General features: G+C 70.0%; 13 protein-coding genes. 4 read left to right on the top strand and 9 right to left on the bottom strand.

The genetic code is table 11. The features are described 5' to 3' along the window. Positions 1-8: 8 nt before the first annotated feature. From VF794_RS04650 to VF794_RS04625, 6 genes are all read right to left on the bottom strand, one after another. Complete coding sequence (locus tag VF794_RS04650) at positions 9-671, bottom strand: hypothetical protein (RefSeq protein WP_331107963.1); 663 nt, start codon at positions 669-671, stop codon at positions 9-11. Between the two features lies 1 nt (position 672). Then, positions 673-1572, bottom strand: a complete 900-nt coding sequence (locus VF794_RS04645; protein ID WP_331107962.1) for a DUF2339 domain-containing protein — start codon at positions 1570-1572, stop codon at positions 673-675. Further along, complete coding sequence (locus tag VF794_RS04640; RefSeq protein WP_331107961.1) at positions 1520-2428, bottom strand: type VI immunity family protein; 909 nt, start codon at positions 2426-2428, stop codon at positions 1520-1522. The genes VF794_RS04645 and VF794_RS04640 overlap by 53 nt, the downstream gene beginning before the upstream one ends. Then, positions 2428-3081 (bottom strand): hypothetical protein, encoded by a 654-nt coding sequence (locus tag VF794_RS04635; protein ID WP_331107960.1) that lies wholly within the window; start codon positions 3079-3081, stop codon positions 2428-2430. The genes VF794_RS04640 and VF794_RS04635 overlap by 1 nt, the downstream gene beginning before the upstream one ends. A 301-nt stretch (positions 3082-3382) precedes the next feature. Beyond that, positions 3383-4270, bottom strand: a complete 888-nt coding sequence (locus VF794_RS04630; protein WP_331107959.1) for a phosphatase PAP2 family protein — start codon at positions 4268-4270, stop codon at positions 3383-3385. Next, the gene (locus VF794_RS04625) at positions 4267-4656 is read right to left on the bottom strand and encodes a hypothetical protein (protein ID WP_331107958.1); all 390 of its coding nucleotides are present in this window, start codon (positions 4654-4656) and stop codon (positions 4267-4269) included. The genes VF794_RS04630 and VF794_RS04625 overlap by 4 nt, the downstream gene beginning before the upstream one ends. A 213-nt stretch (positions 4657-4869) precedes the next feature. Between VF794_RS04625 and VF794_RS04620 the strand changes: the two genes are divergently transcribed. Continuing rightward, positions 4870-6528, top strand: a complete 1659-nt coding sequence (locus VF794_RS04620; RefSeq protein ID WP_331107957.1) for a R3H domain-containing nucleic acid-binding protein — start codon at positions 4870-4872, stop codon at positions 6526-6528. A 31-nt stretch (positions 6529-6559) separates the two neighbouring features. Here VF794_RS04620 and VF794_RS04615 read toward each other — a convergent pair whose 3' ends face one another. From VF794_RS04615 to VF794_RS04605, 3 genes are all read right to left on the bottom strand, one after another. After that, positions 6560-7120, bottom strand: coding sequence for a BON domain-containing protein (locus tag VF794_RS04615; protein WP_331107956.1), 561 nt, complete (start codon positions 7118-7120; stop codon positions 6560-6562). A 39-nt stretch (positions 7121-7159) separates the two neighbouring features. Beyond that, complete coding sequence (locus tag VF794_RS04610; RefSeq protein ID WP_331107955.1) at positions 7160-8284, bottom strand: BON domain-containing protein; 1125 nt, start codon at positions 8282-8284, stop codon at positions 7160-7162. Positions 8285-8439: 155 nt separating this feature from the next. Further along, on the bottom strand, positions 8440-9252 hold the full coding sequence (locus VF794_RS04605; protein ID WP_331107965.1) for a cbb3-type cytochrome c oxidase subunit I: 813 nt from the start codon (positions 9250-9252) through the stop codon (positions 8440-8442). A 92-nt stretch (positions 9253-9344) separates the two neighbouring features. Here VF794_RS04605 and VF794_RS04600 point away from each other — a divergent pair, with 92 nt between their 5' ends. The 3 genes from VF794_RS04600 to VF794_RS04590 form a co-directional block, all read left to right on the top strand. Continuing rightward, complete coding sequence (locus tag VF794_RS04600; protein WP_331107954.1) at positions 9345-10985, top strand: AMP-binding protein; 1641 nt, start codon at positions 9345-9347, stop codon at positions 10983-10985. 101 nt (positions 10986-11086) lie between these two features. Next, the gene (locus tag VF794_RS04595) at positions 11087-11683 is read left to right on the top strand and encodes a DUF2378 family protein (RefSeq protein WP_331107964.1); all 597 of its coding nucleotides are present in this window, start codon (positions 11087-11089) and stop codon (positions 11681-11683) included. A gap of 95 nt (positions 11684-11778) precedes the next feature. Next, positions 11779-12763 (top strand): hypothetical protein (locus tag VF794_RS04590; protein ID WP_331107953.1); only part of this gene is annotated, 985 nt, incomplete at its 3' end.

Raw genomic sequence — 12763 nt, 5'->3', positions numbered from 1 at the left:
ATGAGGAATTACGGACGGCGCAGTGTCACCTCGGAGGCGTTGGCGCTCTCGGGCCAGCGGGTGAGCCGCGGCGTGCGCCCCGGCGCGTCGCACAGCTCCAGCCGTCGGCCCCCCGGGTGGAGGAAGTAGAGCGAGCGCGGCGCGCGGAAGGACTCGGGCAGGGCCGCGTCCTCCCCGGGCCTCAGCAGGCGTCCCACCCGCCACGTGCGCACCACCGGCTTCTCGCGCAAGTGGTGGTGCACGGACACCACCACCCGGTCCACGTCGGCCATCGTCCACTCCAGCGACAGGTGCGCGCCGGCGAGCCGTTTCTCATCGCGCAGCGGGAAGGCGCGGCCTCCCGCGTACGCCACGGCATCCACCTTCGCGCCCCGCAGCGCCTCGACGAAGCCGAGCTCCAGCCGGCGCGCGTCGCGGGGGACGCGGAAGCCGTAGGCCATGAGGCCCGGGTGCTGCTTGTCGGCACCGAGGTACGCGGAAGCGTCCTCCTGGAAGAGGAGCGCGGGCTCGCCGGAGCGGAACTGGTCCACGTCCTCCGGCGCGCAGAGGGCTGGGGCCCCCTCGGGCAGCACCACGCGCTTCCACCCCGCCGTCTGGTCCGAGGGCACGAAGCAGGAGTCCTCGGGCGTGCCCGCGGCGAGCAACATCACGACTGCGGCGAGGGCCCCCATGTCACGCGCTCCGGGGCTGACGGAGGGTGGACAGCCACGCGCCGCCGAGCAGGAGGGCGCCCGCGCCAGCCAGGCCCGCGACGCGCAGCATGCCGCTCAAGTGGGTGGTGTCGTAGACGAGCGCCTTGCCCACGGCCAGGGCGACGAAGGCGAAGCCGGCGTCACGGATGACGCTCTCGCCGCGCTGGCGGCCGTACACCACGAGCCCCACGCCCGAGACGAGCCAGGCCAGGGTGAGCACCACCCGGCGACCGATGTCGTCAGCGGCGAAGCCGAGGGTGAAGAAGTGGAAGTAGAAGGCCCACGAGGTGGCGAGCACCGCCGCCGTCAGCCCGTACCAGAGGAGCACGGCCTGGAGCTTGTCCTCGCGCGCCTCGGAGCGGCGCCAGGTGCGCGCCACGGTGAAGGCCGCGGCGAGGACGGTGAGGCCCAGGCCCGGCAGCAGCAGGCCGGACTTCACCGCCGCGTACCAGAGGCCGCCGACGAGGCCGGTGAGGAGCAGGGCGATGGGACCCGCGAGCGGGCGATGTCGGGGCACCTCGGCGAGGGCCACCGCCGAGGCCAGCACGGCGGCCACCGCGAGCAGGAGCTCGTGCGGCACCTGAAGCTCTCGCCAGAGGAACACGCCCGCGAGCCCCATCAACCCCGCGCCCACCCCGGCGAGCACCCGCACATCCCACTTCGTAGCCATCGTCGCACTCATGGATTTGGACCCTCCGGGGAGAGGGCCCGATGCACCCCGCGCGCCAGCCATGGCGCCGTGCGTCACCCAGAGGGAGACGGTGGCGGTGGTGTGCACCGGTTGTGCAACGGCACGCACAGGCGAGGCGTGGGGTGTGCAGCGCGCTTCAGTCGAGGAAGCGGCGCTCCCAGCGGCGCATGCCGTCCTCGTTGAAGCCATCCCAGTGGACACGGTCCAGGTACAGCCAGGGCTCCAGCACGCGCGCCAGCTCGCGGTAGGCGGGCAGCGTGTGGCCCTGCTCCGTGTCACCTGCCTCCGGCCATTTCCCCAGCGTCACCACCACCCGCTCGCTGTCGAGCTCCTGCACGGTGGTGCCAGGTGAATGCAGGCGCGCACGCAGACCCGCGATGCCCCCCAGTTCTCCCAACACGGGTGGGCCCAGGAAGTTCAGCCAGTGCACCCCATCCACCCGCGTGCCGATGGCGTAGGAGCTGGACTCCACGTCCGACATGTCCATGCCCGGGTAGCGAAAGGACAGGTCGCGGATGCGGCGGGTGACACCGAGCATGGCAGCCGGGAAGTGGAAGCAGAGGCCCGTGTGGCCGGAGTTGAAAGGCAGCTCCGCGGCCAACTCCAACGCCAGCTCCCGTACCCGCCCTGGCCCGTGCTCCTCCAGGTATTCCGTGGGGAGCATGAAGGATATCCCGCTCGTCGCGCCCTCGGCATAGGCATCGAGTGGTCGGCCACTATAGATGATCTCGTATCCCGTGGTGGCACTGGGGGATTCACTCAGCCAGTGGTGGGCGGCGGGGTCCTCGAGCATCTCCCGGCGGATGTGTGCCCAGCCCTTGTCATCGAGCTCCTCCCAATCAGTGGTGAACTGGTCGCAGTACCAACGGAGAGCCTGGGGTCCCACCACGCGGCGGTACACCTCCAGCGAGCGCATCACCTGTTGCACCACCTCCTGGTGAGAGCGCTTCATATAGAAGGTGATGTTCACGCTCTCCCGGATGCACGGGTAGAGTTTCTCCCCAAGGCTCTTGTTGATGCGTACACGCGGGTAGTGCTCGCTCATCACTTGACTCCTGTGGGCGTGACGGGTTGGGGCTCGCTCTTCCCTCCAAGGAGCGCCTCTTTGTACATCGCTCCTTGATTCTTCGGATAATGAGGTTGGCCCGGGGCGTATCGTCCCCAAGAGGGATCGTTCGTGGGCGGGCAGGGGAACTTGAAGTCATAGACGCGCTGGACCTGGTTCGGATTGCCCGAGGCGTGAACCACGACGTCGGGAACCAGTGCTCCCCAGAGTTGGCTGGTCAGCCCGAGCTGCAGCCACTCCGCCACCTGATTGGGGTCAATCCATCGCCACTGTCCGGTGGTCGGGTCCCTCTGATAGGTCGGCTCCAGGCTGGCGTTGTTCGGGAAGAGTTGCGCGAGCGCTTTCCGTACACAGTCGACGGCCAACGCGTGCTTCTTGGCTCCGAGTTCCATGGCTCGCGTCACTTCCCTGTTGCCCTCCCGGCGGACCACCTTCCTGCACTGCTCCCTGTCGGGCTCCTGGCCCTTGAGTTCCGCATCCTCTTCATTGACCTTCTGGTTCGCCGCCTGGGCGCACTGGGTCAGGGTCTGCTCGACGAGTTTGATATCCGCGTCCGCCAGCAGCATCGCCAGGGTCGCGGTGGCGCACCCGGTCAACGGTAGGAGGAAAACCCAGCCCAGAATGCCCGGCACGCCGGGCTGCTGTCGCCTACCTCCAGGACTTCTATTCCTGAACCGCGTGGGCATGCCGTGGCTTCATACCTTGGCCTCCAGGACGATGTGGCCCCGAGTACCCGCACCCACGTTGTACTGGACGGAGGAGGCCATGCCCTGCTCGGGGCAGCGCATGGGGCGGAGCCTCGGTCGTCGTTCGAGGGGTGGGGCCCGGGGTGTCCTCGTTGCCTCCCACCATGGCCTCAACGGTATTCCGGCTTCGTTCCCATGCGGTCCTCCTGCGGTCTGGTGGCCTGACGGAGCTCGACAAGGCGGGCGTTCACGGTGGAGCCGCCGCGAGGTTGAGGCGGTGCCACGTCGCGAGCAGGGTGGGGAACAGGAAGGCCCCCCACAGCATCGCCAGGAAGTAGAGCACCCCTTGCACGGGCGGCGCCGCGCCCAGGTGCGCGGGCCCCACCAGCGCGAGGAGAACGGTGAACCCGAGCGCCAGCTCGCGCAACCGCCATGCATGGGGCTCGGTGGCGGGCCGGTCACGCGGGAGCCAGTGCGACAGCAGCAGCCCGAGCACGAGGCCCCCGAAGTATCCGAGCACCTGCCAGGCCCGCCGGTCTCCTCCGAAGAGGAACACCCCGGAGGTCATCGTGGCCACCATCCCGATGCCGTTCGAGGCCCAGAAGCGGAAGCTGCGCCGCTCTGCCCAGCGCCGCAGCACGGGCCACAGGCGCGTGTGGCTCCACAGCAGCAGCAACCCGATGAGCACTCCGGCCAGGACGTCGCCCAGGTAGTGCGCTCCCAGGTAGAGGCGCGCGAGCATCACCAGCGGCACCACCCCCCACGGCACGACGCGTGGACTTTGACCCTGTCGCGCGAGCCACCCGAAGAGGGCAAGGGACGTCACCGTGTGCCCGCTCGGGAACGAGGACACCGCCGGGTCGTCGCGCACCACGATGCCTGGTTCATCCGGGCGAGGCAGGCCGACGAACTCCCACAGCGCCAGGTCCACCAGGCCCGTGAGCATGAAGAGGCCCACGAGCGCCAGCCCGGGCACCCGCCCGGCCCTCCAGCGCACCCACGCGAAGAGGACGAGCGCGCCCGCGGTGTCCCCCAGCAGCGAGAGGACCCGGGCCACGGGCGTCCATCCGGGGGCGCTCCCCACCCACGCCTGGAGCGAGAGGAGGGGTTGGGGCCCCCAGAGCGTGTCGATCACGTGTCCTGGATGTCCTGCTCGCCCCTTATGGGCGTCTCGGTCTGCTCGCCCGACATCATCGACTCGAGCTCCCGGCGCAGGTCATTCAGGAAGGTCTCCTGATCCCTCGCGTCCATCACCCCGAGAATCCGGGGGGCCATCATCCGCATCATGCTGAGCTGTGCGTGGAACGGGAGCTGAAACACCTGCTCGATGAGCTCCACCACCGACTCGCTCACGGTCCGCTGGCCGTGCATCGGCATTCCGGTTTGCCCATCCCCGAAGCCGTGCACCGTCGTCCCCCGCCGCTCCATCCCGATGTGCTGCTCCGGCATCTCCATCGAGGCCGCTTCGCGGACGCTCATCTGCCCCTTCAGCTTGTCGAGGTGTTGGGGGTCGTTCGTCATGCGGGGGGTGGAATCCCTGTCGTATCGGGCCATGGGGTCGCTCCTGGGGCTGGGGGCCGGTGGCCTCCAGTTCAATGCTCCTCACGCTGAGCTATGCAGGCTCGCCGAGCGCACCCAGCCACGAAGGAGCGGTGAAGCCCCAGGATGCCCGCTTGCTTCGGGTGCTCACCCGCCCTGCACGAAGGCCGGGAAGTATTCACCTTGAGTCACGCCATGAATGACGACTTCCAACTCCTCGTGAGTGTCCTCCCCGAGTCACTTCAAACCTCGGTGCGCGGACTGCCCGCGGGCGAGGTGCTGCTGGAGGTGGTGATGGACCTCGGCCGCTCGCCCGAGGCCCGGCTCGCCGGGCGGGTGCAACGGCTCTCCGAGACGCCCGTCACCCGCAAGGACCTGGAGCATGTGCTGACCCAGGTGGGGGCGGTGGGCGATGACAACCGCGCCGGCATCGAGCGCACCCTCCACCGCGTCTCCGCCATCCGCAACCGGCAGGGCAAGGTGGTGGGCCTCACGTTGCGTGTGGGCCGCGCCATCTTCGGCACCATCGACATGCTCAAGGACCTCATCGGCACCGGGCTCAACATCCTGCTGCTCGGTCGGCCCGGCGTGGGCAAGACGACCAAGCTGCGCGAGGTGGCCCGCGTGCTCGCCGATGACCTGGGCAAGCGCGTCATGGTGGTGGACACCTCCAATGAGATTGGCGGCGATGGCGACATCCCCCACCCGGGCATCGGTGGCGCGCGCCGCATGCAGGTGTCCCGGCCGGATCGCCAGCCCGACGTGATGATCGAGGCGGTGGAGAACCACATGCCCGAGGCCATCATCGTCGATGAGATTGGCACCTCGGCCGAGGCCGCCGCCGCCCGCACCATCGCCGAGCGCGGCGTGCAGCTCGTGGCCACGGCCCACGGCAACACGCTGGAGAATCTCGTCCTCAACCCCACGCTGTCGGACCTGGTCGGCGGCGTCCACACCGTGACGCTCAGTGACGAGGAGGCTCGGCGCCGCCGCACCCAGAAGACGATCAACGAGCGCCGCGCTCCGCCCACCTTCGACGTGGTGGTGGAGATGGTGACCCGGGACGAGGTGCTGGTGCACCGCGACACCGCCCAGTCGGTGGATCGACTGCTGGCGGGCGAGGAGGTGGGCGGGGAGAGGCGCCAGCTCGTCGAGGGTCAGGTGGAGGTGCGCGAGGAGCCCAAGTTGGTGGCTCCGCTGCCGGCTCCGTCCCGCTCGTCCTCGTCCTCGCGCTCGTCCTCGCGCTCGTCCCCGGCCGAGGCCCCCCGGGAGGCCTCGAAGCTCGGACCGAGGCATCAGCCCGGCTTGCGCCAGGGGACCTCGCGCATCTACGCCCACGCGGCCAGCCGGGATCTGCTGGAGCGGGTGCTGAGGGACATCGGAGCGGATGCCCGGGTGGTGGGCCGCCTGGAGAACGCGGACGTGGTCCTCACGCTGCGCTCGCGCGCCAATGATCCCAAGCTGCGCAAGGTGTCGGAGCGGACGGGCGCGCGCGTGCTGGCCATCAAGCGCAACAGCTCGTCGGAGATGCGGCGGGTGCTGCGCGACGCCTTCCTCATCGCCGAGGGCGTGGACGAGGATCAGGTGCGCGAGGCGGTGCTCGAGGCCGATCACGCCATCCAGCGCGTGCTGAGCGAGAGCGTGGTGGTGCCCCTGGCCCCCAGGCCTCCCCGGCTGCGCAAGCTCCAGCACCGGCTCGTCTCGCGCTACCACCTGGAGACGGTGAGCCAGGGCAGCGAGCCCCAGCGCCACCTCATCATCTACCCGCTCGGTGCGCTGGTGGACCTCCCCCGGAACGTGGACCGGGACGGGGACATGGAAGAAGAGGAAGAGGGCGCGGGGGGCCTGTCCTGAGGCTGGAGTCCCCCTCGCGCCCTCGCGGGCCTCAGACGCCCATGAGCGGCTGATCTCCGGATTTCTCCTTCGGCCGATCGTCATCGCGCAGCCGCGCCGCCTCCTGGGCCACCGGCCTGTCCTCCGGGGGCCGAACGCGGACGCGGTTGTGCACGTCATGCACCCCGCGCACGTTGGCGGCGATGTCCTCGATGGCGCGCTTCTCCCAGCGCTCCTCCACCCTGCCGTTCAGGGTCACCTCGCCATTGTTGACGGTGACCTCCACGTCGCCCACGTCGACGGGTCCGTCCATGAGCAGCTCGCAGACCTCCTCGCGGATGCGGTCGTCCGAGCGCTGGTAGCCACGCGGCGGCCGGCCAGGGCCCTGGGCCCGCCGGGCCTCGATCATGTCCAGCTTCTCGTCGTAGCCGCGGGGCCGTTCGCCGCGCTGGTAGGCGCCGAGGCCTCCGAGGCCGCCCTGGTTGTAGCCCCGCTCGGCGCCGAACGAGCGGTAGCCTGGGCGGCCCTTCGGGCCCTCGCTGTCCATGCGCCGCGCACGCACGGGGAACCGTTGCTGCCACTCACCTGGGTTGTCCTGATCACGCTGTGCCATGGTGGAATCCTCTCCTTGCGGATGAGTGGAGACGCCCACTCACGAGTGCAGCGTCCGGTCGTCCTGTCGCGACCCCTGGTTCACATCCCGGCGCTCCTGGCCCGGCTGCTCGCGGGCGACGCGGATCTCGTTGTGGACCTCCTTCACGCCGAGCACGTCCTCGGCCAGGTCCTCGATGGCGCGCTTCTCGTCGCGGCTCTTCACCGTGCCGGAGAGGGTGACTTCGCCCTTGTCCACCCGGACGTCCACGTCGTCCGCGTCCATCCAGGCCTGCATCAGCCGCTCGCAGAGGTCCTCGCGGATGCGGTCATCCGAGCGCTGGTAGTTGCGCGGTCCGCGGCCCCGGCGGGGCAGCTCGGGGGAGCGTTCCGAGGAGCCGTAGCCGCCCTGCATGCCGCCGCGGCCCGCGCCGTGGCCCGCCTCCCGGTCCATGTCGCGCGTGGGGGTGGTGAAGTAGCCGGTGCGCGGGCGCTGCTCCAGGTACGAGCTCTGCACGCGCGGCGGCTCGTAGTCCGGGGCGCCGAAGCCCCGGGTGCCGAAGCCTCTGTCGTCGCCCTGGTCCTGGCTCCAGCCCTGGCCCCAGCCGTAGCGGTCGTAGTCCTCCCGGCTGACCGAGGCCCCCAGCGCGTACTGGCCCCGGTCCCAGCGGTCCGTGTCGTAGTGCTGGGTGCGCTGGGCGTCGCCTCGGGCTCCGTAGCGGTCGAAGTCACCCCGGGTGCGCTCGTGCGTCAGCTCGCTCCAGAAGCCCTCGCCGTACTCCTGGCCCGGTCCGCCGGCGCGACGCACCCCTGGGGTGCCCCGCATCAGCCCGCCCCGGTGGTACTCCTCGCGGCTGTCCTGGTCGAACCGGCCCCGGTCCTCGTCGCCGCCGTACTCGTGGCCCCGGCCGTAGCGTCCGGTGCCGCCGTAATCGCCGCGGCCGCCCAGGTCGCGGTCCATGTCCCGGTCATCGCCGCCGCCCCGGCCATAGCGATCCGCGTCGCGCTCGCCGACGTGGCCGCCCATGCCCCGGCCGGTGCGCTCGGTGGCCATGTCCCGGCCGAAGCGATCGAGATCTCCGCGGCCCGTGCCGCCCCGGTCCTCGTCCCGGGACGAACGACCCCTGCCGCGCCCCTGATCCTCGCTTCGGCCCTGCCACTCCCCGTACCGCCGCCTGTCCGCCATCGCCGACCTCCTTGGGGTTGAGTAGCCCAGAGGGTCGTACCGGCTCGCACATCCGGCAAGGGGGCGTCGGGGGAGGTCTCCAGGCCCTCCCTCCCACCAGGACGAGGACTCCGCTCACCACTCGACCCAGGTGCGCCGGGCCACCCAGGCGATGGTCAGCGACACGACTCCGAGCAGCCCCAGCTCCCGTCCCTCGGGGTGACGCACCGCGCACGCGCCGACGAGCAGTCCGGCGAGCAATACCAGGGCCGTGAGGTGAGGGGAATCACCTCGGCGGCGGAGAAGAAGGCGCCCAGGGCCATGTGCTCCACCGGGGTGCCGGAGAAGTAGAGGTGGTGCATGGTGCCGATGACGCCACTGGCCGAGTACAGGACGATGTCCAGGGAGATGACGCGCGGGGCCACGCGCTCGGACACCACCCCCAGCAGCACGAAGATATAGGCCACCATGAGGGTGGTGAAGAGCTCCAGGAAGTCCTCCACCCACAGGTGCACCACCCAGAAGCGCCAGAAGTTGGTGAGGGTGAAGCGCGAGTCGGGCCGGGCCAGCGGGCCCACCGCGTAGAGGGCGGGAATGGCCAGCGCGGAGTAGAAGAACAGCCAGGGCATGTTGCCGTGGTGCTCGGTGCGCAGCCGGCGCCGCAGGACGCGGAAGAGCAGCGCCACCCACAGCAGCAACCCCACCGACAGCAGCACCTGCCAGAAGGGCCCGAGGTCCAGGTACTCGAAGCCCTGGTTGCCGAACCACACACGGGTGGTCCACCCGTGGATGCCGGCGAACTCCCCCGCCATGCTCCCGAACACCACCACCGTGAGCGCCCCCAACAGCCCGTAGGCCAGCCAGTGCTGCCCGCGCGGCTCGTGGCCCGCGACCAGGGGCGCCAGGAAGATGCCGTCGGCGAGGAACGAGGTGGACACCCAGAGGATGGCCAGCTGCACGTGCCAGGTCCGCGCGAGGTTGAAGGGCAGCAGGCGCGCCAGGTCGAAGCCGAGACGGTGAATCGCCGGCCTGGACGCGCGGGGCTTGCGCGGGCCGAGGGCGGCCGGGAAGGATTCGCGCCATGTCCTCTCCGTCCTACGTCCACGGTACCAGCACCACCCCGTTGCTCGGGGAGACCCTTGGCCAGAACCTCCGGCGTACCGTCGAGAACCACCCGGACCGGGAGGCGCTCGTGGTCGTCTCGCAGGGCTACCGCGCCACGTGGCGGCAGCTCTGGGACGCGACGACGCAGGTGGCCCTGGGCCTGCTGGCCTTCGGCGTGGAGAAGGGCGATCGGGTGGGCATCTGGTCCCCCAACCGCTTCGAGTGGGTGGTGGCCCAGTTCGCCTCGGCGCGTATCGGCGCCATCCTCGTCAACCTCAACCCCGCCTACAAGACGGCGGAGCTGGAGTACGCACTCAAACAGTCCGGCACCAGCGTGCTGCTGCTCTCGCGCGGCTTCCGCCAGACGGACTACCGCGAGATGCTGGAGGAGGTGCGCCCGCGCTGCCCCGAGCTGCGCGTGGCCCTCGTGCTGGACGACGACTGGGAGCTGCTCCTGAAGAACGGCGCCCACGTGAGCGAGCGCACGCTGGCGGACCGCGAGGCCTCGCTCCAGTTCGACGACCCCATCAACATCCAGTACACGTCCGGCACCACCGGCTTTCCCAAGGGCGCCACGCTCAGCCACCACAACGTCCTCAACAACGGCTTCTTCGTGGGCGAGGCGCTGCGCCTCGGGGCCGAGGATCGCGTCTGCATCCCCGTGCCCTTCTACCACTGCTTCGGCATGGTGATGGGCAACCTGGCCTGTGCCTCCCACGGCTCCACCATGGTGATTCCAGGCGAGGCATTCGATCCCCTGTTGGTACTCCAGACGGTGGGCGCCGAGCGCTGCACCGCGCTCTACGGCGTGCCCACCATGTTCATCGCCGAGCTGGATCACCCGCGCTTCGGCGAGTTCGACTTCTCCACGCTGCGCACCGGCATCATGGCCGGCTCGCCGTGTCCCACCGAGGTGATGAAGAAGGTCCAATCACGCATGAACATGCGCGAGGTCACCATCTGCTACGGGATGACGGAGACCTCGCCCGTGTCCACGCAGAGCGCGCTGGATGATCCGCTGGACAAGCGCGTCTCCACCGTGGGCCGCGTCCACCCGCATGTGGAGGTGAAGATCGTCGACCCGGGGACCGGCGCGGTGGTGCCGCGGGGCTCGCCCGGGGAGCTGTGCACGCGCGCCTACAGCGTGATGCTCGGCTACTGGAACAACCCCGAGGCCACCCGCACCGCCATCGACCCGGCCGGGTGGATGCACACCGGCGATCTCGCCACCATGGACGAGCAGGGCTACGTGAAGATTGTCGGCCGCATCAAGGACATGATCATCCGGGGCGGCGAGAACGTGTACCCGCGCGAGATCGAGGAGTTCCTCCACACCCACCCCGCCGTCAGCGAAGCCCAGGTCGTCGGTGTCCCAAGCGAGAAGTACGGTGAGGAGGTGATGGCCTGGGTCAAGACGCGCCCCGGAGCCACTGTCAGCCAGGAGGAATTGGTCCAGTTCTGCACGGGCCGCATCTCCACCTTCAAGATTCCCCGCTACTGGAAGTTCGTCGAGGAGTTCCCCATGACGGTGACCGGGAAAGTCCAGAAATTCCGGATGCGGGAGATGGCGGTGGCGGAGCTGGGTCTGGAGTCGGCGGCGGCCGTCCGCACGGCCTGATCCCAGGAAGGGGATTTTGCGTTCTAATGGGGGCGCCCCCATCTTTCGAGAATGACCGCTCACTCGCTGGAATCCCCCTCCAGGAGCCCCCCACTGTGTCGATGCCCGCCACTCCCCTGACCATCGCCCCCGGATTGGAACAGCTGCTCTCCCTCGCCACCCCCGCGGATACGGCCCGCGGCATGTTCTTCAACGGCCTGTTGGAGGCGGTGCGTGTGCTGGGGGGAGAGGAGGCCCGGGGGAAATGCCACACGGTCGCCGGTGGGAAGAAGTTCGTCGACTTCTTCAACTACCCGGTGTCCGACCTCATGAAGGCCATCTTCACCGCCACGGATCTGCTCGCCCCGAAGCTGGGCGGTCGCGATGCCGTGCTGCGCCAACTGGGGCGGCGGGCCACGGATGACTTCCTGAGTTCCACCGTGGGCAAGACGATGATGGCGCTCGCCGGGACGGATCCCCACCGGCTGCTGGCCGCCTTTCCCAACGCCTGCCGGGCTTCACTGAGCTACGGCGAGCGCTCCGTGGAGCGGCTGGGGGACAGGCAGGCTCGGTTGATTGCCCGCCGGGACTTCCTGCCCCTGCCCTACAACGAGGGCATCCTCACCGCGGCGGTGGAGCAGTCCATGGCCCGCGATGTCGTCGTGCAGGGGCGCCGGCTCGGGCCGCTCGATGTCGACTACGACATCAGTTGGTCTTGACGGCGGCTCCCGCGCCTCCGTCCCTGAGACATAATCGGCCTTCGACACCCGTTGCGTGTGGTGGACCCGCGGCCTGACGGAGAGGAGACGACGCGATGGGGGTGAAGGTGCTGCTGCCCGGCTGGTACGGAGGAGAACTCACCGCGCCCGAGGCCCCGCGACCGTGGCTGCGCAAGGTCGAGCGCTGGGTCCACGAGGAGGCGGAGGAGCTGCTGGAGAGCTCGCGCACCGTGGAGGGACCCCAGGGCCCCATCCTCTTCCTGCGCTTGCACCCGGCCGCGGACGAGGTGGCCATCGTGGCCGCCGGGAAGGGTCGGGTGGTGGTCTCGGCCAATACCTCCATGGTGGGGCCCGGCTATCACCGCTACCTCTGCGATCTGCTGCACGCCCTGGGGGACGCGCTTCAGGTGGACTGGGCGGAGCCAGCCCTCACCATCGCCGGGGTGGGGGACCCCACCGGCTACTTCCACACGGGGGATGCGAGCGACATCGTCCCATGCATGCTCGCCTGGCTGGGGGAGATGGCGGGCCGGGTGCTGGACTTCCGGAGGCTCGGCAATTCGGGGGCGACGCTGTCGCTGCGCTCCGGGCATGGCTTCGAGTACCCCGGCGCGCTGCTCACCCCGCTGGGCCCGCGAGACGAGGCCTGGCTGCGGATGGTGCGTGAGGATCCGCTGAGCGGCCAGGACATCTTCCCGTGGTGGGAGCCGGGCCTGGGTGCCCGGACGCGACTGGGCCGCGCGCTCAGCCGCATCTGGACGGACATGGTGTGGCGTCCGCCGCTGCTGGAGGAGGAGCGCCACCTCTTCCGTGACGTGGCCCGGCTGCTGGAGCTGGCGTGGCGGGAGGACCCGACGCTGCCCTATCCGTGGCGCGAGTGGCAGGAGGTCCTGGGCTTCATGGGCGTTGGAGGCACGCTGGCGGAGGAGGTCTCCCGGCGCGCCACCGCGGCGCCCACGGGCTCGCTCATCGGCTACCGCCGGGGCGCGGTGCAGGTGGCGCTGCCCGAGGGCTGGGAGATTCGCATTCCCGGCTCGCTGGCCGAGCAGCGCCTGGCGGATGGGAGCTGGGTGGCGCGCG

This window comes from Archangium sp. (genome assembly GCF_036389735.1).
Taxonomy (GTDB): Bacteria; Myxococcota; Myxococcia; order Myxococcales; family Myxococcaceae; genus Archangium.
Note: the sequence above shows the minus strand (reverse complement) of the source record. Positions and strands in the feature narration are given on the sequence as shown.

What these genes read in the sequence shown, in the direction of transcription:
- VF794_RS04645 (WP_331107962.1), bottom strand. Translation starts at nt 1,572, where the DNA reads ATGGCTTCAACGAGGACGGCATGCGCCGCTGGGAGCGCCGCTTCCTCG.
- VF794_RS04600 (WP_331107954.1), top strand. Translation starts at nt 9,345, where the DNA reads ATGTCCTCTCCGTCCTACGTCCACGGTACCAGCACCACCCCGTTGCTC.
- VF794_RS04615 (WP_331107956.1), bottom strand. Translation starts at nt 7,120, where the DNA reads ATGGCACAGCGTGATCAGGACAACCCAGGTGAGTGGCAGCAACGGTTC.
- VF794_RS04595 (WP_331107964.1), top strand. Translation starts at nt 11,087, where the DNA reads ATGCCCGCCACTCCCCTGACCATCGCCCCCGGATTGGAACAGCTGCTC.
- VF794_RS04625 (WP_331107958.1), bottom strand. Translation starts at nt 4,656, where the DNA reads ATGACGAACGACCCCCAACACCTCGACAAGCTGAAGGGGCAGATGAGC.
- VF794_RS04610 (WP_331107955.1), bottom strand. Translation starts at nt 8,284, where the DNA reads ATGGCGGACAGGCGGCGGTACGGGGAGTGGCAGGGCCGAAGCGAGGAT.
- VF794_RS04640 (WP_331107961.1), bottom strand. Translation starts at nt 2,428, where the DNA reads ATGAGCGAGCACTACCCGCGTGTACGCATCAACAAGAGCCTTGGGGAG.
- VF794_RS04620 (WP_331107957.1), top strand. Translation starts at nt 4,870, where the DNA reads ATGAATGACGACTTCCAACTCCTCGTGAGTGTCCTCCCCGAGTCACTT.
- VF794_RS04650 (WP_331107963.1), bottom strand. Translation starts at nt 671, where the DNA reads ATGGGGGCCCTCGCCGCAGTCGTGATGTTGCTCGCCGCGGGCACGCCC.